The following is a 19,322-nucleotide window of genomic DNA, read 5'->3' on the forward strand; positions in this document are numbered from 1 at the left end:
CGCGCGGCCTTGCGGGAGGAAGGTACGCATGACGGAACCCCTACTGAACATCACCAATCTGGCAAAGAGCTTCTCTGGCGTTTGGGCGCTGAGTAATGCGCAACTGACCGTACAGCCGGGAGAGATTCATGCGCTATTGGGCGAAAATGGCGCGGGTAAATCAACGCTGTTAAAGGCGCTGGCGGGGGCGCAGCCGCAGACCAGCGGTGATATCTGGTTTGGTGGTCAGCAACTATTACCGCTTGAATCGCCCGTTGAACGCCAAAAGCGCGGGATTATCACCATTTATCAGGAATTTAATCTGCTGCCCAATATGAGCGTGGCGGAAAACATGTTCCTGGGGCGCGAACCTCAGAGCAGTGGGTTATTTGTCGACGCGCTGGCGGTTAATCGCGAGGCGAAAGCGGTACTCGATTACCTGAAATTGAATATTGCGCCGACGACGCAGGTGGCACGTTTGAGCGTGGCGCAGCAGCAGATGGTGGAGATCGCCAGAGCGCTGACGCTGAACGCCAAACTGATTGTGATGGATGAACCATCGGCGGCGCTAAGCGATAGCGAAGTCGATAGCCTGCACCGCGTAGTACGTGAACTAAAAGGTCGCGGCGTGAGCGTGGTGTATGTGACGCACCGACTCCATGAAGTTTTCCAATTATGCGATCGCTTTACCGTGTTTCAGGATGGCCGCTATACCGGTTCTGGGGATGTCGCCTGCACCAACGTGCAGGAAATCATTCGCCTGATGGTGGGGCGTGACGTGGTGTTCAACCGCCGCCCACCTTCCGAGACGCATCATCAGGATAAACCAGTACGGCTAGCGGTAAAGGGCTTAAGCCGGGAAAAACCGCCGCTGGATGCGCACGGTATCGCACTGAAAGATATCAGTTTTCAGGTACATGCGGGCGAAGTGCTCGGTATCGCAGGGCTGGTCGGCGCTGGGCGCACGGAAATTGCACGTTGTTTGTTTGGTGCCGACGCTTTCTCTACCGGTGAGTTTGTGTTGGATGACGTACCTTATCATCCCTCCACGCCGCTGCATGCGCTGTCGCAGGGCATTGCCCTGGTGCCGGAAGACCGCAAGAAAGAGGGCGCGGTGCTGGGGTTATCTATCAGGGAAAATATCTCGCTCTCCAATCTCTCGTCGCTTATGCGCTGGCGCTGGTTTGTGAACACCCGTAAGGAAGACGATCTGATTGATGCCTACCGTCAGGCGCTGCATATCAAAATGGTGAACAGCGAGCAGGAAGTGCGCAAGCTGTCGGGGGGGAATCAGCAAAAGGTGATTCTTGCCCGCTGTATGGCACTGAACCCCAAGGTATTGATCGTGGATGAGCCTACGCGCGGCATTGATGTCGGCACCAAGTCTGAAGTCCATCAGGTGCTGTTCGATATGGCAAAACGGGGCGTCGCTGTGATTGTGATTTCCTCAGACCTGCCGGAAATCATGGCGATTTCAGACCGCATCATCACGCTCAGCGAAGGGCGGATCAGTGGGGAAATTCATGGCGATGACGCCACAGAAGAAAAACTGATGACGATGATGGCCATTTGCCACGACGCATTACACGCAGCATAACGGAGGTGACGCATGTCCCAGCAGCCGCTTTCTAAGAGCATTACGCCGTCCAATCCGCGCGGACGTTTTGACCCGATTGCCTTTTTCGAACGCTTCGGCGTGTTTATTTTCATGATTTTGCTGCTGATTTTCTTTCAGTCGCAGAACAGCAACTTTCTGTCCGAACGCAACATCACCAACATCCTGACCGAAGTCTCCATCTACGGCATCATGGCGGTAGGGATGACGTTTGTCATTCTGACCGCCGGGATTGACCTGTCCGTCGGCTCAATTCTTGCGGTGTGTGCCATCACCGCCGCCTCCGTGATTAAGGGCGACAACTTCACCACCGTCGATCCTGATGCCTGGTACGGCTTGAGCTGGCTGGTTGCGTTGGGCGTCTGTCTGGCAATGGGCACTTTCATTGGTTTCCTGCATGGTTTAGGCGTGACCAAACTACGCCTGCCGCCGTTTATCGTCACGCTGGGTGGGATGACCATCTGGCGTGGGTTAACGCTGGTGATGAACGACGGCGCACCAATTGCTGGTTTTGACCCCAGCTATCGCTGGTGGGGGCGGGGCGAGATTCTCGGTATTTCGGTACCGATCTGGATCTTCGCGCTGGTCGCCTTGCTGGGCTATCTGGCACTGCATAAAACCCGCTGGGGACGCTTCGTCTACGCCATCGGCGGCAACACCGAAGCCGCGCGACTGGCGGGCGTGAATGTGCAGCGTGTACTGGTCAGCGTCTACGTCGTGATTGGCTGTCTGGCAGGACTGGCGGGCTTTATCCTCAGCGCCCGCCTTGGTAGCGCGGAAGCCGTCGCGGGGATCACTTTCGAACTGCGCGTCATCGCCTCGGTGGTGATCGGCGGCACCTCGCTGATGGGCGGCTATGGACGAATCAGCGGCACGATTATCGGCTCGATCATCATGGGTATTCTGATTAACGGGCTGGTGTTGATGAATGTATCGGCTTACTACCAGCAGATTATCACCGGGCTGATCATTGTGCTGGCCGTGGCATTCGATACTTATGCCAAGAGCCGTCGCGGTGCGATTTGATCCGCACCTGTACCCAATCTTTTTTACACCGAGGTGGATATGAAAGAGGTACGCATTGGGTTAATCGGCACCGGCTATATCGGTCGTGCCCATGCCATCGCCTACACGCAGGCGCCGACGGTCTTCCCGCTGAAGGGGAATTTGGTGAAAGCCATGCTGGCGGAAGTGTCGCCTGAACTGGCTGCCAGGCGGGCGCAGGAATTTGGTTTTCAGCGTTCAACGGGGGACTGGCGTGAGCTGGTGGCCGATCCCGACATTGACGTAGTGGATATCTGCGCGCCGAACTTTCTGCATAAGACGATGGCGATGGCGGCTATCCAGCACGGCAAGCATGTTTACTCGGAAAAACCGCTGGCGCTGAATGCGCGTGATGCCAGAGAAATGGTTGATGCGGCGCAGCGGGCGGGCGTGAAAACGCTGGTAGGTTTCAACTACATGAAGAACCCGACTTCGCAACTGGCCAAAGAGATCATCGCCAGCGGCGAAATTGGCGAGGTGGTGCATTTTTACGGTACGCACAATGAGGATTATCTGGCCGATCCGCACAAACCCGCAGACTGGCACTGTTTCAAAGAAACCGCCGGGCTAGGGGCATTGGGGGATCTGGCGGCACATATCGTCAACATGGCTCAGTATCTGGTGGGCGATATCGCCAGCGTCTGCGGCGATTTGCAAACGGTGATTACGCAGCGTCCAACGGCATCGGGCAGCAACGAGTGGGTTCAGGTAGAGAATGAAGATCAGGCACATGCCATGGTGCGGTTTGCCAGCGGCGCAAGGGGCGTGATTGAAACCTCGCGAATTGCCTGCGGACGAAAAATGGGTCTGACCTACGTGGTGACTGGCACCAAAGGCACGCTGAGTTTCACGCAGGAACGCATGGCGGAGCTGAAACTCTATCGGCATGACGAACCGGAACATCGGCAGGGGTTTAAAACATTGCTGACCGGGCCACAGCATCCTGATTACGCGGCCTTCTGCGCCAGCGCTGGACACGGCATTGGGTTTAACGATCAGAAAACGGTGGAGGTGCGCGATCTGATTGACGGTATTGCCGCTGACGTTCCGATGTGGCCGGATTTCGAAGAGGGCTGGAAAGTCTCGCGAATTCTGGATGCGATCGTGCTGTCACACGAAGCGGCGCGCTGGGTGAACGTGGACGAGGTGGGCTAATGACGGCTTTTTTACGCGATTTTTACAGGACTGGCTGCTATGAGTAAGGAAAAGACGTTTGATGTGATTTGCATGGGGCGCGTTGCTGTCGATCTGTACGGGCAGCAAATCGGCGCGCGTCTGGAAGACATGGGTAGCTTTGCCAAGTATCTGGGCGGGTCGTCCGGCAACGTGGCTTACGGTACGGCGCGACAGGGATTGCGTTCTTCTATGCTGGCGCGGGTGGGCGACGAGCATATGGGGCGCTTCCTGCGTGAAGAGCTGAATCAGGTCGGCTGCGACACTAGCCATTTAATTACCGATAAGGAACGCCTGACAGCACTGGTGCTGTTGGGTATCAAGGATCGCGATACCTTTCCGCTGATTTTCTACCGCGACAACTGCGCCGATATGGCGATTTCGTCAGAGGATTTCACCGAGGATTACATCGCTTCGTCCCGCTGTCTGGCGATTACCGGCACGCACCTTTCTCATCCTAACACGCGTGAAGCCGTGCTGACGGCGCTGCAATATGCGCGGCGTAACGGGGTGAAGACGGCGCTGGATATTGACTACCGTCCGGTGCTGTGGGGGCTGACGTCGCTGGGCGACGGTGAAACCCGCTTTGTTGAAGCGCAGGCGGTTACGGAGCAGTTGCAGCAGGTGCTGTCGCTGTTTGACGTGATTGTCGGCACCGAGGAAGAGTTCCACATTGCGGGCGGCAGTACGGATACCTTGCAGGCGCTGCGTACGGTACGTCAGCACACGCAGGCAGAGCTGGTATGCAAACGTGGAGCATTGGGCTGCTCGGTGTTTAGCGACGCGATTCCTGACCATCTGGATAAAGGCATCACGATCAAAGGTGTACGCGTGGATGTGCTGAACGTGCTGGGGGCGGGCGATGCGTTTATGTCCGGCCTGCTGCGCGGTTATCTCAACGGCGAAGGCTGGGAGAAAGCTTGTGCGTACGCCAATGCCTGCGGCGCGCTGGTGGTATCACGCCACGGCTGTGCGCCAGCCATGCCAAGCAAGATCGAACTGGATAACTATCTGGCCCGTGCGGCGAGCGTCCCACGTCCTGATTTGGACGAAGAGCTTAACCATCTGCATCGTGTTACGACACGGCGTAAACAGTGGCATGAGCTGTGTGTGATCGCGTTCGATCACCGTAGCCAGTTGGAAGATATGGCGCTGAACTGCGGCACGGAAATCAGCCGTATTCCGGCACTGAAAAAACTGATTCTGCGTGCCAGCTATGAGGCGGCACAGCAAGCAGGGCTGGAAGGCAAAGCGGGTCTGCTGTGCGACGGCACGTTCGGACAGGATGCGTTGAATGACATCACCGGAAAAGGCTGGTGGATCGGCCGACCGATTGAGCTGCCGGGATCGCGCCCGTTAATGATGGAGCGCGGCAATATTGGTTCACAGCTGGTGAGCTGGCCGCTAGAACACGTCGTGAAATGTCTGGTGTTCTTCCATCCGGAAGACGCTCATGCGCTACGGCGCGAGCAGGAAATGAAGGTGATGGAGGTCTATCAGGCCTGTCGTCAATCCGGCCATGAACTGCTGCTTGAAGTCATTCTGCCTGCGGGGATGCCGCACAGTGATGCACTTTATCTGCGTGCGATTCAACGTTTTTATAACCTCGGCGTGCGTCCCGACTGGTGGAAATTGCCACCGCTGTCTTCCGCAGGATGGGCGCAACTGACACCGCTGCTGGCGCAGCGCGATCCCTACTGTCGAGGGGTGGTGATTCTCGGACTGGATGCGCCGCTGGAAACACTGCAACAAGGCTTTAGCGCCGCTGTGGGTTTCCCGATTGTGAAAGGGTTCGCTGTCGGGCGCACCCTGTTTGCCCAGCCAGCGCAAAAGTGGCTGCGCAATGAGATCGATGACGCGGAATTGATTGAGCAAGTTAAACATAACTACCTGCAACTGATCGCCGTCTGGCGTCAGCGCGGTTAACCCATTTCTATATGATCGAATAAAGGGAAAATAAGATGACTGTTCAACTTGGTATTAATCCACTCACCTGGACCAATGACGATCTGCCTTCTCTGGGCGCGGACACGCCGCTGGAAACCTGCCTGAGTGAAGGGCGGCAGGCGGGGTTCGTTGGTTTTGAATTAGGTAACAAGTTCCCACGTCAGGCCAGCGTGCTGGGACCAATCCTGCAAGCGCACGATCTGCGCTTAGTTTCCGGCTGGTATTCCGGTGAACTGCTGACCCGCTCGGTTGAAGAAGAAATTGAAGCGGTGCAGGGGCATCTGGCATTGCTGCGCGACCTCGGCGCGACGGTACTGGTGTTTGCCGAAGTCACGGGCGCGATTCACGGCGATCAACAAAAACCGGTTCATCTGCGTCCGCGTTTCCCAGAAGAACGCTGGCCGGAATACGGCAAGAAGTTGACTGAATTTGCACGCTACACGCAAAGTCAGGGCGTGCAGATTGCTTACCACCACCATATGGGGACGGTGATTGAAAGCGCGCAGGATGTGGATAATCTGATGGAACACACCGGGCCGGAAGTCGGGCTACTGCTGGATACCGGACACCTGACGTTTGCGGGTGCCGATCCGGTGGCGGTAGCCAAGCGCTGGATTAGCCGTATCAATCACGTTCACTGCAAAGATATCCGTCCAGACGTGCTGAAAGATGTGAAAAACCGTAAGACGAGTTTTTTAGATGCGGTGCTGAGCGGCGTCTTTACCGTGCCAGGAGATGGCTGTGTGGACTATCCGGCGGTGTTTAGCATCCTGAAAGCCCATAACTACAGCGGGTGGCTGGTTGTCGAAGCGGAACAGGACCCTGCCGTCGCACATCCGCTAACCTATGCAACACTGGGCTACAATAATTTGCAACGTTTCGCTCAGCAGGCGGAATTGATCTGATTTGTGGTGCTATAGGAGGCCAAAAGATGTCCCGACTCTTATCACGTCACCGTGCCCCTGACGAACATGGCCGTACGCAGCACATCACGCCGGAAACGGCGGGCTGGCGATACGTGGGGTTCGATGTGTACCAACTGGCTCCAGAACAGGTGTTATCGCTGCCCGCCAGCGATAACGAACGCTGTCTGGTACTGATCAGCGGTAAAGCTACCGTTGTCACGCCGAGTGAGCCGTTCGAGCAGATTGGCGACCGAATGAGCCCGTTTGAGCGTAGAAAGCCTTATGCGGTTTATGTCACGGCTGGTGAAACGATTACGGTGACGGCACTCACGGTGCTGGAGCTGGCAGTATGCGCCGCACCGGGGTTCGGCACGTATCCGACTCGACTGATCGCGCCGCAGGATATTGACGCCGAGCAGCGTGGTGCCGGCAATAACCAGCGCTACGTGCATAACATTTTGCCGGAAGATAAAGCGGCGGATAGTTTGCTAGTGGTTGAAGTGTACACTGATGAAGGCTGCACTAGCTCTTACCCCAGCCATAAGCATGACGTCGATAATCCGCCGCAGGAAACCTATCTGGAAGAAACCTACTACCATCGGTTGAATCCAGAACAGGGATTCTGCCTGCAACGCGTCTATACCGATGACCGTTCATTAGATGAATGCATGGCGGTATACGATAAGGATGTGGTGCAGGTACCGCGTGGCTACCATCCGGTCGCCACGATTGCGGGTTATGACAGCTACTATCTGAATGTAATGGCAGGCCCTACGCGGCAGTGGCGTTTCACCTGGGAAGCCGATCACCAGTGGATCAACAGCCCTGAGTATGCGGATAAGCACAGGCAGGGCAAAGCGTAGCATACTGACAAACGCGCTTAATAATGGGCAGTGGCTTATAGATAACCTGTAGGTTACTGCCATAATGTACTTGGGAAAGTTAGCTCGCTAATCCAATATATTTAATCAGTTTCATCTGACAGCAGGTCGCTTTCATAATCCTGTCCGCCATGCCAAATGCCCAGAACCGTTACCGTTTGTTTCTCTTTGTCCACCATAAAAGCAATGAGTGTTCGTTTGCTGTGATTAGTGACACGCAGTCCAGGAAAAATATCGTTGCGCTGGTTTCCTCTTTCAGGAAATAACTCAAGCGACTCACAGTAACTGACAATGCTTTCGGTATAGCTGAGTGCAGTTTTGGGTGACGAAACCCTCGCGATGTAGCGGTATAGTGCTGCGAGTTGTTCCTCCGCTTCCGGTGCGAATACGACCCTATAATCCATTACTTTTCTCCGGTCATCTTCCTGAACTCGGCTTTTAATCTGTTCCTCATGTCGCTACTGCTGAGGCTTTCTGTTTCACCGCGTTGCAGCGCGTTCCAGGCGGGAACGACTTGTTCCTGTAACCAATTCTCTACTGCATTGTCGCGTGCAATCAGCGCTCGAAGTCCTTCCCGAATAACCTCACTTTCTGACGCGTATTCACCACTGGCAACTCGTGCTTTCACTTGCGCAGCCATTTCATTTGGCAACGTTATACTCATCTGCTGTGTTGTTCTCATTGTCTACCCCTTCAACATACTGATATGATTTAATCATACTCATTATTTCCCATCTTGTCAGGGGTGAACCACCTGAATCAGGCATCCCGGTTCACCGAAATATTATCGAGTTTTCCTTCTTTCAAATACCCAATGTGGCTAGCCATCAGCTCAGCTTCCTGCTCGCTGTGCGTGACCAGAAGCGCGGTTTGTCCGGCGTCGCGTAGGATGTCGCGGACTTCCTGCCCGAGTCGTTTGCGGCTGTCGGGGTCGAGGCTGGATAGCGGTTCGTCGAGCAGTAGCACGGCGGGTTGCGGGGCCAGCGCCCGTGCTAGTGCAATACGTTGCTGTTGTCCGCCGGACATCTCATGCGGATAGCGCTGTGCCAGCGAGACGAGATCGACCAGCTCAAGCATGGCGCGGACGCGCGATTGCTGGAGATCCTTTGGCTGTTTTCTCAGGCCAAAGGCAATGTTCTGCGCAGCGGTCAGATGGGGAAACAGCGCGTAGTCCTGAAACACCATCCCGACATTGCGCTGTTCCGGTGGCAGATGCATGTCTGGACCGGCCACACAGCGTCCGCCGACGTGAATCGTTCCCTGACTCACGTGCTCGAAACCCGCAATCGCGCGTAAAGCCGTGGTTTTACCGCATCCTGATGCGCCCAGCAGACAGGCCAGTTCACCCGCGGCAACTTCCATAGAAAAACCGTTCAGCACGTGATGAACATTATACTTGTGCCCGTAGGCGACGTGGACATTATTCAGAACGAGTGTAGCCTCAGACACCTTGACTCTTCCTCATGATTTTCATTCTTTCTCAACCGACGTTTTTAGCTGGCTGCGAGCCAGCAGCACAACGGGCAGCGTACCCGCCAGCACGATCAGCAGCGCGGCAATCGCGCCTTCTTCGTACGTACCTCTGGCGGCTTCGGCATAGAGCACGGTCGCCAGCGTTTCGAAATTAACCGGCCGCAGCAGCAGCGTGGCGGGGAGTTCTTTCATCGCGTCGGCAAACACCAGCAGCGCACTGGTCACCAGCGCGGGTCGCAGCAGGGGAAGGTGCACGCGGAAAAAGGTGACGAATTCACTTTCGCCCAGCAGACGCGACGCCTGTTCCATGACGGGGGGAATGCGTGTCAGCCCCGCATCAAGTGCACCTATCCCAATCGCCATAAAGCGAATGGCGCAGCAGACTACCAGCAGAATACCGGCGGAAAGCAGCGGTAATCCCTTGTAGCCTAGCAAGTCGGCGAGGAAATTATCCGCCGCCATACCGGGCGTCAGCATGCCAATCGCCAGTACCGTACCGGGGACGGCATAGCCCAGCGAGGCAATTCTGAGTATCGTGCGGCGGCGTTCCGGTGAACGGTCGGTGATAGCCGAATGACGGGCATACCACGCAATAATCAGGCTAACGAACGTGACAACCAGCGTGACGCCAACGGCCAGCAGCAGCGAGTTCTGCAACGACTGTATCAGACCCGCGGAGATCGTCACGCTATCGCCCAGTCGTTTCGCGCTTTCCCATGCCAGAAAGAGGGCAGGAGCGATGAAGCCGAGCAGGATAGGCAACGCGGTCACTCCGGTTGCCAACCAGGCGCGAACACCTTTCAGCGGTGCGGGCATGATGCCGCGCATTTGTCGGCTGGTGCCGTAGCGCTGGTTTTTCCGGCCGTAATATTCCAGCGTCAGCAGGAGGATAACGACCGTCAGCATCGTGCAGGCAATCTGTGCCGCAGCGGGTAAATCCGAACGGGTGACCCAGGTGGTGTAAACCGTCACGGTCAGCGTATTCACCCCAAGGAATTCGGAGGCACCAATATCATTCAGCGTTTCCAGCAAGGCCAGACTGGTGCCGACAGCCAACGCGGGGCGTGCCATCGGCAGGGCGACGTGCAGGAAAGTGCCGGTTGCGCTCAATCCTAGCGTGCGTGCGGCTTCCAGCAAGTGTGCTGGCTGGCTGATAAACATCGCGCGCATGGTTAGATAAACGTACGGATAGAGCACCAGACCGAGTAGCAGAATCGCACCCGCCATGGATCGCAGATCCGGTAAGCGGAACTGACGTGGACTGTCGTAGCCCAACACGCTGCGGATCGCTTCCTGAATCGGCCCTATCGGATGCAGCAGATCGAGCCAGGCAAACGCGACAATATAGGTTGGCATCGCCAGCGGTAGCAGCAGTGCCCAGCTAACGAGCTGTCTGCCGGGGAAATCAAACGCGGTTACCAGCCAGGCGCAGCCTGCGCCAATCACCATAACGAGCACGCCGACGCCGACGAGCAGAATGAGCGTATTGAGTGCGGCATCGGGTAGCACGTAGCGCATCAGGTGATCCCAATGGCCAACACCCGCACCGGCCGCTAGCCAAAGCAGGGAAACCAGCGGGGCCAGAACACCGAGTGCAATGATGACGGCAGAGATGCGAAGCGGAGAAAAAAAGAGGCGCGGTCGCCCGAAGGCGCCGCGCAGGGTTGACGAACCGGTCTTATTGATCGAATCCAACTTTATCTACCAACTGACTAGCCTGTTTACGGAATTTAACGATGTCAGTCAGCGGAATGCTATCCACATTCACTTCACCAATCGTGCTGCCGATGGTGGAATCCAGCGTGACACCTTTGCGAACCGGATATTCGTAGTTTGCCTGAGCGTAGATCTGCTGAGCCGGAGCGGAGACCAGATATTCCATCAATTTCACGGCCTGATCTTTATGCGGAGCATGACGTGCAACCGCGGCACCGCTGATATTGACGTGTGTGCCGCCGTTTTCAAATGTAGGCTGAACGACTTTGATGGCATCGCCCCATTTACGGGCATCGGTGCCTTCTTTGGCGTTCTTCATATGGCCGACATAATAAGAGTTCGCCAGACCCACATCGCAGATACCACCGAGGATATCGCGCGCAACGTCGCGGTCACCGCCCGTCGCTTTACGCGCCAGGTTGTCTTTCACTCCGCGCAGCCAGGTTTCGGTTTTGGCTTCACCGTGGTGGGCAATCATCGCGGCAACCAGTGCAGTATTGTAAGGGTGTTGACCCGCACGGATACACACTTTGCCTTTCCATTTCGGATCGGCCAGATTTTCGTAAGTAATGCCGGTCAGCGGCAGTGACTTTTCCGCATAGAGCACGCGAGAGCGCATTGACAGACCAAACCATTGGTTATCTTTGTCGCGCAGCGCCGCCGGGATAGCCTCGGTTAATGTACTGGACTGAATCGGCTGGGTGACACCCGCTTCTACCAGATCGATCAAGTTACCGGCATCAACGGTCATCAGCAGGTCAGCCGGTGAGTTTTGGCCTTCTGCCTTCACACGCTCCAGCATGCCGTCCTTGATGAAGACGGTATTCACTTTAACCGACGTCTCTTTGGTGAACGCATCCAGCAGCGGCTGAATCAGGCCGGGCTCACGCGTGGTATAGAGAGTCAGAGAGTCATCTGCGGCAGCAGCAGGCAGGGCGTAGGCCATCATTAACGATGAGGCTAGCGTGAGCAGGCGCGCTTTTTTGCGCAGAACAGACAGCGTTTTTGACATGTTATTATCTTCTCCAGAGTGAATGTGATGCGTAAATTAATAAAATAAGGAGATATTTTCGGCAGGTGACAAAAACTATATATGATAATCACTCTTGTTTGCAATCTCATTAATGCATGCGCGTCGTTATCGTGATGGGGGTCAACATACAGGCTCATCAAGATGGCCTGTTGCCTTATTGGTCTGCGCGTGGGTAAAACAGCGCCAGATGATTATCTTGCGTGAGGCAAATACTACGGCGTCTGGCTAGCGGCCAGCCTGCTGATATGCATAGTTAGCCAAGTGAGCTCTTCTTTCGGCAAGGCCATGTGGTATTTTTCCTGCACATAATCCCTGATCGCCCATGAAATCGCCATCGCCTCAGGGTAATGTTTCAGCAATTCCTGATAGAAATCGTCTGTGCGTCCCGGTGCGATTTTGCGGGCAATTACCCGTTCGGAGAAATAACGCAGATGGGTGATAAAGCGGAGATAATCGACGGCGTTGACGTCGATATTCTTGTTTAATTTGTAGCGTACTATCTCTGCCAGACGATTCACCAATTGAACCTGCTGGTGGGCATCGGCAATTTCGGCACTGCCTGCGGCATTAATGAGATGAAACGCAATATTGACGGCTTCATCATCAGAAAGCGTGACGTTAAAGCGCGACGATACGCAATCTTTTGCCTGCACGCCGAGGGCGTACTCTTTTTGGTAATAACGTTTCACTTCCCAACTGAGCTTATTGATGAAGTGGCTGCCCGTTTTGCTGCGTTCAACCGCGAAATAGAGATGTTCCGCCAGCGTAAAGAACAGCACTGAATTAAGCTTTTCGGCGTACTGACTTTGCGCTAGCGTGACGATCTCCTGCGTAATGTCAAAAAAAGCCGCAGGAATGGTGTCGGTCAAGGAAAGGAAATGTCGTGATTTCAGGTTTTCCAGCGGAATGAAAACCTGCTCAACGTGCGTCACATCAATCAATGAGCCGGGTCTGGCACCAAATCCGATGCCTTTTCCCAACAGGATCATCTCCTGCTGTTCATGATCGACTAACAGCATGCTGTTGTTTAAGGCTTTTTTCACTTTAATCACGCGGGATTCCTCGTCACTTTCGTTCCCTGCCATTACATGCTTAACCTGCGGCTGAACCTATTTGTCAGGTGAGATCGCTGCCGTTGGTGGCGATGACTTTCTGATACCAGTAGAACGAATCCTTTCTCAGACGCGCCAGCGAACCGTTACCTTCATCATCCTGATCGACGTAGATAAAACCATAGCGCTTGGACATTTGTGAGGTTCCTGCGCTGATGATGTCAATCGCTCCCCAACTGGTGAACCCCATCAGCTCAACGCCTTCGCTAATCGCTTCACGCATTTGCTCGAAATGTGAACGAAAATAATCAACGCGGTAAGGATCGTGGATTTTTCCGTTCTCGACAACGTCTTTCGCGCCCAAACCATTCTCGACAATAAACAGCGGCTTTTGATAGCGATCGTAAAGCTCCAGCAGGGAAATTTTCAGCCCGATGGGGTCGATTTGCCATCCCCAATCCGAGGCAGGCAGGTACGGGTTTTTCACGCCCAGAACGGTATTACCCGGTATTCTCTCTGCGTCCGGCTGCGTGGATTCGGTGAGCGACATATAGTAGCTGAACGAGACAAAATCTACGGTGTGCTGCTTGAGTATGGTCAGATCCTCAGGCTGCATAGTGATGTCGATACCTCTCCTTTCAAGATCGCGCTTGATAAGCGGTGGATACTCGCCGAATACTTGTACATCGGAATAGAAATAATTTTCGAGGTTCTTTTTCAGCGCGGCTTCGACATCTTCTGGACGACAGGAGTGCGGGTAGGTCGTCAGCTTGGTCAGCATGCATCCGACCTGACTGCCGGGGATTTTTTCATGGCAGTCGCGAGTGACGATAGCCGAAGCAACAAACTGGTGATGCAATCCCTGATAAATATCCTGCTTAGCCTGCCCCGATACGCTTTTTTCTTCGCGGATACCTGCGGTGGTGAACGGGTGGCGATGGATACTGTCGATCTCGTTAAAGGTCAACCAGTAGCGAACGAGATCCTTATAACGATCGAAGCAGACATTGCTGAAGCGCACGAAGGCATCCAGTACGTTGCGGTGCACCCAGCCGTTGTATTTTTCACTCAGCGCCAGCGGCATTTCATAATGTGAAAGCGTCACCAGCGGCTCGATGCCGAGTTTGCGCATCTCGCTGAAAAGATTGTCGTAAAATTGTAAGCCAGCTTCATTCGGTTCACTGTCTTCCCCGGTCGGGAAAATACGCGACCAGGCGATGGAAACGCGCAGCACCTTGAAGCCCATTTCGGCAAACAGCGCCAGATCGCCTTTGTAGCGGTGGTAAAAATCGATACCGCGCCGTTTGGGGTAGAACGCATCATTTTTGCCGCTGAGTGCGTCGGCAACGTTTTCATCCGTCAGTGCCATGTGGTCATGATAATTCTTCAGATCGAGATTCGGTTTCCAGGTAATAGCATCCGCGACGGACGGCCCCTTGCCGTCTTCATTCCATGCGCCTTCGGCCTGATTGGCGGCAATCGCGCCGCCCCATAAAAAGTGTTCCGGGAATGCGATGTTTTTATCCATTACACAGACTCCTTTAAGGTCATGATGATGGTGTGGGGAGAGATGGCGACGTCAGTGGCTTCCGGTATCACGCGAAAGCGTTCGCTGTTGGTGATAACCATCATGACGACGGGATCGTAACCCGCAGCGATGAGGCTATCGAGGTCAAATTCAACGAGGACATCGCCGGTATTAACCTGTTGACCGGCCGTGACTTTCGGCTGAAAGCCCTGACCGTTGAGCTTGATGGTATCGATGCCGATATGAAAAATCAGTTCGGCACCGCTATCGGTGAGCATGCTGACGGCGTGACCCGTTTCAAACACGTTCTCAATCGTGCCGCTCGCCGGAGCGTAGAGCACACCTCTCTCGGGAATGATGGCGATACCGTCGCCCATAATACGTTTGGAGAAAATTTCATCATTTACGCTTTCCAGCGGAATCACTTTTCCTTCAATTGGACTGGCGAACTGGCACTCGGTAACCGCATGATGGCCGTCTTCTATGGCAGCAGGTTTCTCTTCTCGCCAGAGGAACAGCGCGGAGAGAAAGGCGATGACAAAGGAGAGCGCAGCACCGGCGATGGCATAAATGATATTCCAGCCATTCTCTGGTGAGACGAACATGGAAATACTTGCCAGACCGGGCCCAACCAGCGCAAAGGCTTCAATCGCCATCCACCCGATAAACGCGCCGCCGACCAGACTACCTGCTAACACGCTGTAGAGCGCTTTTTTATTCAGTAGGGTAATCCCGTACAGTGCCGGTTCAGTAATGCCGAATAGGGCGGAAATACCGGCTGAAAGCGCCGTCGATTTTAGCGTTTTGTCTTTACTTTTGAGCGCAATCGCCATGCAGGCGCCGGATTCGGCAATGTTGTGCGCAAGCGATGCGGGTAGATAGAGCATTTCCTTCCCAAACTGGCTCATGGATGAAACGGCATAGGGCAGCATCGGCTTATGCATCCCTGATGCCACCATGAATGGCAGCGCCGCGGCGAGCAACGCCGTTGCGACAAAGCCTAATTTGCTGTATAGCCAGAGGATTACGCTAGCCAGACCTGCGCCGACTTCATAACCAAGCGGGCCAAGAACCAGCAACGTGACCGGAACGGTGACGAGCAGTGAAAGCATCGGCGACAGAAAAATACGCAGGGCGCTTGGTGAGTAGCGGTTGAAGATCTTTTCGGTTTGCGCATAGAAAATGACGCAGAGAATCGCCGGGAAAACCTGTGACGCGTAAGCGACATTTTTCAGATCCAGAGAGAGAAACTCCGCGCCTTCTGCCAGTTGTTTAGACATGGCGGGCAGTACCATAACGGAGACGGCAGAAACGGCAACCAACACATTCACTTTCAGTTTCATCGCCGTGGTGATGCCCACCAGAATCGGCAGAAAATAGAGCGGGGCGGAACCGATGTTGTCCAGCACTTTATATGTTGAGCTGTCTTTGGTGAGCCAGCCAAGCAGATCCAGCAGCAATAACAGCGATTTGAGCACGCCGCCGCCCGCAATAGCAGGCACCAGCGGCTGAAAAACGCTGATGATAAAATCAATAACAAAAGCCGTGCGATTTTTTGCTGGCGCGACGCGACCTGTGTCTTTACGACCTGCGGCGAGGTTTTGCACTGCATCGTACACTTGCATGACGTCGCTACCAATGATCACCTGGCACTGTACGTTGACTCGAACGCCTAGTACGCCCGGTACCTTGCCCAGTTCGTACTGGTTTACCAGACTGTTGTCATAAAGGCTCAGCCGCAGCCGTGTAGAGCAGTGTTCAATGTGTTCGATGTTGTCAATCCCGCCGACTAATATGATGATTTTTTCAGCGGTGGCAGCATAGTTTGTCGCGTTGTTATCCGTTGTTATGTGGCTCATACGACGGTTCCTCTGGTCCAGAAACGAAAAAGACCTGAAGCTCATCCCCTGATACCAGAGAGGGAGAGCTTCAGGTCTTGCCTAGAAAACTAGTTACACGCCTGTAGTGCTGTTGTAAGTCCTCGTGTGCGAGAAAGTCAAACGGATCGTGTGGCCTTGATAGGTAAGTGTGATGGCAATAGCAGAATGTCAGGTTTAGCCTGGCGGGGCTGATGGATCTTAGGCATGTTGCATAAAAGATGGCCTTTTTTGACCGATTATAGAAAACAGAATGATCTAAACTTACAGCGTGCAAATGGGTAGACGAGAGACGAAAGGCGCGTATGATTTCTGTAATATGGACAGATCATCGTAGAGATAATCAGTTTGCACAGATGGCGGATTTAAATACGTCAAAATTATTTTAATTGATTGTTTTTTATTTAAAAATAGGCACCGTTGGGATTTATTGTTATGACTGATAATTTGCTTTCTCACCTGTCGAATGCGTTACGTTCAGAGGCTTCCTTCGAGGGGCTAGTTCGCCAGTTATTGGTCATGCTGGAATTGGTCACCGACCTTGAATCGACCTATTTGACGCAGGTAGACACCGAAGCGGGCTTCCAAAATATCCTGTTTGCTCATAACACTAAAACGCTCAATATCCCCGAGGGGATATCGGTCCCGTGGCACGACACGTTATGCAAACGTGCATTGGATGAAGGGCAAAGCTATACGCCTGATGTGTCAGCGTGCTGGGGGGATTCGCAGGCGGCGAAAGCGCTGGGCATTATGACTTATGCCAGTACACCGGTACGTATGGAAGACGGGCAATTATATGGCACGCTCTGTGCAGCGAGCTCTGACCATAAACCGCTGACAACTAAAGGTGAACAAATCCTGAGTTTGTTCGCGCAGCTTATTGCTCAACAGGTGCAGAAAGAGTGGCTGGTGCAGCAGTTAACGGCCGCGAATGCGGCGTTGCATGAATATTCTTACACCGATTCACTGACCGGACTGCTTAACCGTCGTGGCGTGTTTTACTCTCTGGAAGCGCTGTTTTCTCAGGCAAAGAATGACAACCAGCAGGCATTGATTGTGTTCATTGACCTCGATGGCTTTAAAAAAATTAACGACCAGTTTGGCCATGACGCCGGTGATACCTTCTTACAAGAGGTTGCTCAACGCTTGTTAATGTGGGGAAACCCCGGTGATGTTGTTGGTCGACTGGGTGGTGATGAATTTGTTTTCGCCCGCATGGTGAATATTGCAGAGGGTGAAAAAGAGCACGTAGTCTCTTCCTTTAGAGACAGTATGACGCCCTTGTTACAGGGGAATTATCCACTCGGTACGGTCAGCATCGAATACTTAGGTGCAAGCATGGGGGTCGTCATGGCAGATCCTTCCATCGATGAACCCGATGGTGCGATCCGCCGTGCAGATGCTGCAATGTACGCCAATAAAGTCATGCGAAAAAAAGATCAAATCAGCGCTTTTGAAGTCATCCCAACACAAGAGTAAATACCTATGCGGGTATGATCATCTGCTCATTATCTGGTGGGCTCGCTCATGCATCTTTGGTGCTATCCAGAGTGAGTTTGCCATCTTCTAAGTGAAGTTTCGTGGTGGAAAGGAGTTCAAATAGGCGCTTAAACGGATCTGCATTTTTGCCTGATTCACCCGTCATAAAGTTGAAGTCCATTTCTATCATGTACTTAAGTCGGGGTACATAGCCTTCTGGTGCCTGTACTTGCTCAATCAATGGCAGACTTTCATGATGAGCTAACACCATTTTAAAAAATTCAGTCTGTTTAAACTCACCGCGATTCCACTCCAGCTTACTTTGCGCTACGGCCATCGTACGCCATACTTGCTCTTGGTCATAAGCTTCACTCCAGGCAGCACGTCGTTCATTCACGGTAAAGGTTCCGCTGTCGTCATAGGTAATCAGCGCCAGTTGTTCACGAGACAGGCCTCTGAAAGGGTTGCTTCCTTGGCGATTGTTATACGCCGTAGCTTGTTTCGCTCTGGCTAATCGCTCAGGGTCATCGCTATTGGGGATTTCCGCATCGTGGGTTTTTTTGTTATTGGCGTAATTCACACCGACTAGTTCATCATCCACGCTTCTGGCTTTGGCTGCCAATGTACTGCGGTCGCTTTTGGCGTCTCTGGCCTCAGCCCTGACAGCGGCATCGCTCAATTGTCTCGCGAGTGTTGACACGGAGCTGGTTTGGTTTGGTTTATCTGGATCGATGGAGGACGAGGGCGACTGAGTGTTTGTTGAGAGTGCCTTTGTTTTTTTGGTTATGCCTGCTTCTGTCAGTTGATTAACAGTGGATGTTGTTGATGTTTTCTGGATGCCAATCATTCAGTGCCTCACTGTTCTCGGAGGATGGGATAAGCCCATCATGCGGAATACGAAGCTGAGTTCTAACACCGTAAAAGCTAAGTAAACCGATTTTTCATAGAGTAAATCGGCATTTAATAGAAATGGTTTAATTTTTTATGGTTATTTTGATGATGATTTCTAGCGGGTGAGAGCATATCCACCACCATGTTTTACCGGAGGGCGAGAGCGATAAAGAGCGTGCGGAATTACATAGCTGACTCATAATGTATAGTTGTGAATAGTTATTTTTAGTAACCAATGTAGGGTACAGTGGCGCTTGTTAAGTCAAAAGACATCCAGCGCCTGTTTTTTAATTGGAATAGTACTGAAGGATACCTTAAATAACTAAAATTGCAGGGGGATAAATAAACGTGCAGCTTGAGTTATGATGACGCTATGCCATCTTACCAGCCGCAGACGTTAGTTTCTTCATCTGCATCGTAACCACGCACGATATTAACCAGTTCTTTTACCGCTTCAGCGGAAGTTGTCTTATCTTTTAATCCTTCAAGCGCGGAGAAGTCTTTGTCAACGGCTACGCCATTGTTATTGTTCGTCACTGTCAGCAAGAAACCTTTTTTATTTTCACTGGTTAAAGACAGTTCATTAATCAATTGCTCAACTGCGCCAGAAGCGAAGTCTGGGACATAAAAAGCCATCGGTTTAAGATAAACTTTTTCTACTTTTTCATTATTATCGCGATTCAATAGCGTTAATGAATACCCTTTATTTTCAGCTGTCATTTTTTC

The 19,322-nt window shown here is 53.2% G+C and carries 17 protein-coding genes; 7 read left to right on the forward strand and 10 right to left on the reverse strand.

Annotated features, from left to right (window positions below; translation table 11 throughout):
- Positions 1-28 precede the first annotated feature (28 nt).
- Genes E2566_RS07260 through iolB form a run of 6 tightly spaced genes read left to right on the forward strand, consistent with a single transcriptional unit; the run spans position 29 to position 7,526 of the window.
- Positions 29-1,576, forward strand: a complete 1,548-nt coding sequence (locus E2566_RS07260; RefSeq protein ID WP_107169902.1) for a sugar ABC transporter ATP-binding protein — start codon at positions 29-31, stop codon at positions 1,574-1,576.
- Between the two features lie 12 nt (positions 1,577-1,588).
- Positions 1,589-2,620: an ABC transporter permease gene (locus tag E2566_RS07265; protein ID WP_107169903.1), complete on the forward strand. Its 1,032-nt coding sequence runs from the start codon at positions 1,589-1,591 to the stop codon at positions 2,618-2,620.
- A gap of 39 nt (positions 2,621-2,659) precedes the next feature.
- Positions 2,660-3,793 carry a Gfo/Idh/MocA family protein gene (locus E2566_RS07270; RefSeq protein WP_107169904.1) on the forward strand — a complete coding sequence of 378 codons (1,134 nt, stop codon included), beginning with the start codon at positions 2,660-2,662 and terminating at the stop codon, positions 3,791-3,793.
- A gap of 39 nt (positions 3,794-3,832) precedes the next feature.
- On the forward strand, positions 3,833-5,737 hold the full coding sequence (locus tag E2566_RS07275) for a bifunctional 5-dehydro-2-deoxygluconokinase/5-dehydro-2-deoxyphosphogluconate aldolase (protein WP_107169905.1): 1,905 nt from the start codon (positions 3,833-3,835) through the stop codon (positions 5,735-5,737).
- 35 nt (positions 5,738-5,772) lie between these two features.
- Positions 5,773-6,663, forward strand: coding sequence for a myo-inosose-2 dehydratase (iolE, locus tag E2566_RS07280; protein ID WP_107169906.1), 891 nt, complete (start codon positions 5,773-5,775; stop codon positions 6,661-6,663).
- 26 nt (positions 6,664-6,689) lie between these two features.
- The gene (iolB, locus tag E2566_RS07285) at positions 6,690-7,526 is read left to right on the forward strand and encodes a 5-deoxy-glucuronate isomerase (protein ID WP_107169907.1); all 837 of its coding nucleotides are present in this window, start codon (positions 6,690-6,692) and stop codon (positions 7,524-7,526) included.
- 101 nt (positions 7,527-7,627) lie between these two features.
- Here iolB and E2566_RS07290 read toward each other — a convergent pair whose 3' ends face one another.
- The 8 genes from E2566_RS07290 to E2566_RS07325 form a co-directional block, all read right to left on the reverse strand.
- Positions 7,628-7,948, reverse strand: coding sequence for a type II toxin-antitoxin system RelE/ParE family toxin (locus tag E2566_RS07290; RefSeq protein WP_107169908.1), 321 nt, complete (start codon positions 7,946-7,948; stop codon positions 7,628-7,630).
- Positions 7,948-8,226 carry a type II toxin-antitoxin system ParD family antitoxin gene (locus tag E2566_RS07295; RefSeq protein WP_010281452.1) on the reverse strand — a complete coding sequence of 93 codons (279 nt, stop codon included), beginning with the start codon at positions 8,224-8,226 and terminating at the stop codon, positions 7,948-7,950. Before E2566_RS07295 ends, E2566_RS07290 begins: the two co-directional genes overlap by 1 nt.
- A 77-nt stretch (positions 8,227-8,303) precedes the next feature.
- Positions 8,304-8,993 carry an ABC transporter ATP-binding protein gene (locus tag E2566_RS07300; protein ID WP_107169909.1) on the reverse strand — a complete coding sequence of 230 codons (690 nt, stop codon included), beginning with the start codon at positions 8,991-8,993 and terminating at the stop codon, positions 8,304-8,306.
- 21 nt (positions 8,994-9,014) lie between these two features.
- Positions 9,015-10,712, reverse strand: coding sequence for an ABC transporter permease (locus tag E2566_RS07305; protein ID WP_107169910.1), 1,698 nt, complete (start codon positions 10,710-10,712; stop codon positions 9,015-9,017).
- Positions 10,696-11,745, reverse strand: a complete 1,050-nt coding sequence (locus E2566_RS07310; protein WP_107169911.1) for a Fe(3+) ABC transporter substrate-binding protein — start codon at positions 11,743-11,745, stop codon at positions 10,696-10,698. The genes E2566_RS07305 and E2566_RS07310 overlap by 17 nt, the downstream gene beginning before the upstream one ends.
- Positions 11,746-11,978: 233 nt before the next feature.
- Positions 11,979-12,818: a PRD domain-containing protein gene (locus tag E2566_RS07315; RefSeq protein WP_107169948.1), complete on the reverse strand. Its 840-nt coding sequence runs from the start codon at positions 12,816-12,818 to the stop codon at positions 11,979-11,981.
- A 64-nt stretch (positions 12,819-12,882) separates the two neighbouring features.
- Complete coding sequence (locus E2566_RS07320; protein WP_107169912.1) at positions 12,883-14,346, reverse strand: glycoside hydrolase family 1 protein; 1,464 nt, start codon at positions 14,344-14,346, stop codon at positions 12,883-12,885.
- The gene (locus tag E2566_RS07325) at positions 14,346-16,205 is read right to left on the reverse strand and encodes a beta-glucoside-specific PTS transporter subunit IIABC (protein WP_107169913.1); all 1,860 of its coding nucleotides are present in this window, start codon (positions 16,203-16,205) and stop codon (positions 14,346-14,348) included. The genes E2566_RS07320 and E2566_RS07325 overlap by 1 nt, the downstream gene beginning before the upstream one ends.
- Positions 16,206-16,658: 453 nt before the next feature.
- Between E2566_RS07325 and E2566_RS07330 the strand changes: the two genes are divergently transcribed.
- A complete protein-coding gene (locus tag E2566_RS07330; RefSeq protein ID WP_107169914.1) occupies positions 16,659-17,705 on the forward strand; it encodes a sensor domain-containing diguanylate cyclase in 1,047 nt (348 codons plus the stop codon).
- A 46-nt stretch (positions 17,706-17,751) separates the two neighbouring features.
- On the opposite strand, the gene E2566_RS07335 is transcribed toward E2566_RS07330, so the two are convergent.
- Together E2566_RS07335 and E2566_RS07340 are read right to left on the reverse strand one after the other, a co-directional pair.
- A complete protein-coding gene (locus tag E2566_RS07335; RefSeq protein WP_107169915.1) occupies positions 17,752-18,552 on the reverse strand; it encodes a hypothetical protein in 801 nt (266 codons plus the stop codon).
- A 425-nt stretch (positions 18,553-18,977) separates the two neighbouring features.
- Positions 18,978-19,316: a DUF1869 domain-containing protein gene (locus E2566_RS07340; protein WP_107169916.1), complete on the reverse strand. Its 339-nt coding sequence runs from the start codon at positions 19,314-19,316 to the stop codon at positions 18,978-18,980.
- Between the last annotated feature and the right edge of the window lie 6 nt (positions 19,317-19,322).

This window comes from Pectobacterium punjabense (assembly GCF_012427845.1).
Classification (GTDB): domain Bacteria; phylum Pseudomonadota; class Gammaproteobacteria; order Enterobacterales; family Enterobacteriaceae; genus Pectobacterium; species Pectobacterium punjabense.

What these genes read in the sequence shown, in the direction of transcription:
- E2566_RS07260 (WP_107169902.1), top strand. Translation starts at nt 29, where the DNA reads ATGACGGAACCCCTACTGAACATCACCAATCTGGCAAAGAGCTTCTCT.
- E2566_RS07265 (WP_107169903.1), top strand. Translation starts at nt 1,589, where the DNA reads ATGTCCCAGCAGCCGCTTTCTAAGAGCATTACGCCGTCCAATCCGCGC.
- E2566_RS07270 (WP_107169904.1), top strand. Translation starts at nt 2,660, where the DNA reads ATGAAAGAGGTACGCATTGGGTTAATCGGCACCGGCTATATCGGTCGT.
- E2566_RS07275 (WP_107169905.1), top strand. Translation starts at nt 3,833, where the DNA reads ATGAGTAAGGAAAAGACGTTTGATGTGATTTGCATGGGGCGCGTTGCT.
- iolE (WP_107169906.1), top strand. Translation starts at nt 5,773, where the DNA reads ATGACTGTTCAACTTGGTATTAATCCACTCACCTGGACCAATGACGAT.
- iolB (WP_107169907.1), top strand. Translation starts at nt 6,690, where the DNA reads ATGTCCCGACTCTTATCACGTCACCGTGCCCCTGACGAACATGGCCGT.
- E2566_RS07290 (WP_107169908.1), bottom strand. Translation starts at nt 7,948, where the DNA reads ATGGATTATAGGGTCGTATTCGCACCGGAAGCGGAGGAACAACTCGCA.
- E2566_RS07295 (WP_010281452.1), bottom strand. Translation starts at nt 8,226, where the DNA reads ATGAGAACAACACAGCAGATGAGTATAACGTTGCCAAATGAAATGGCT.
- E2566_RS07310 (WP_107169911.1), bottom strand. Translation starts at nt 11,745, where the DNA reads ATGTCAAAAACGCTGTCTGTTCTGCGCAAAAAAGCGCGCCTGCTCACG.
- E2566_RS07320 (WP_107169912.1), bottom strand. Translation starts at nt 14,346, where the DNA reads ATGGATAAAAACATCGCATTCCCGGAACACTTTTTATGGGGCGGCGCG.
- E2566_RS07325 (WP_107169913.1), bottom strand. Translation starts at nt 16,205, where the DNA reads ATGAGCCACATAACAACGGATAACAACGCGACAAACTATGCTGCCACC.
- E2566_RS07330 (WP_107169914.1), top strand. Translation starts at nt 16,659, where the DNA reads ATGACTGATAATTTGCTTTCTCACCTGTCGAATGCGTTACGTTCAGAG.
- E2566_RS07335 (WP_107169915.1), bottom strand. Translation starts at nt 18,552, where the DNA reads ATGATTGGCATCCAGAAAACATCAACAACATCCACTGTTAATCAACTG.
- E2566_RS07340 (WP_107169916.1), bottom strand. Translation starts at nt 19,316, where the DNA reads ATGACAGCTGAAAATAAAGGGTATTCATTAACGCTATTGAATCGCGAT.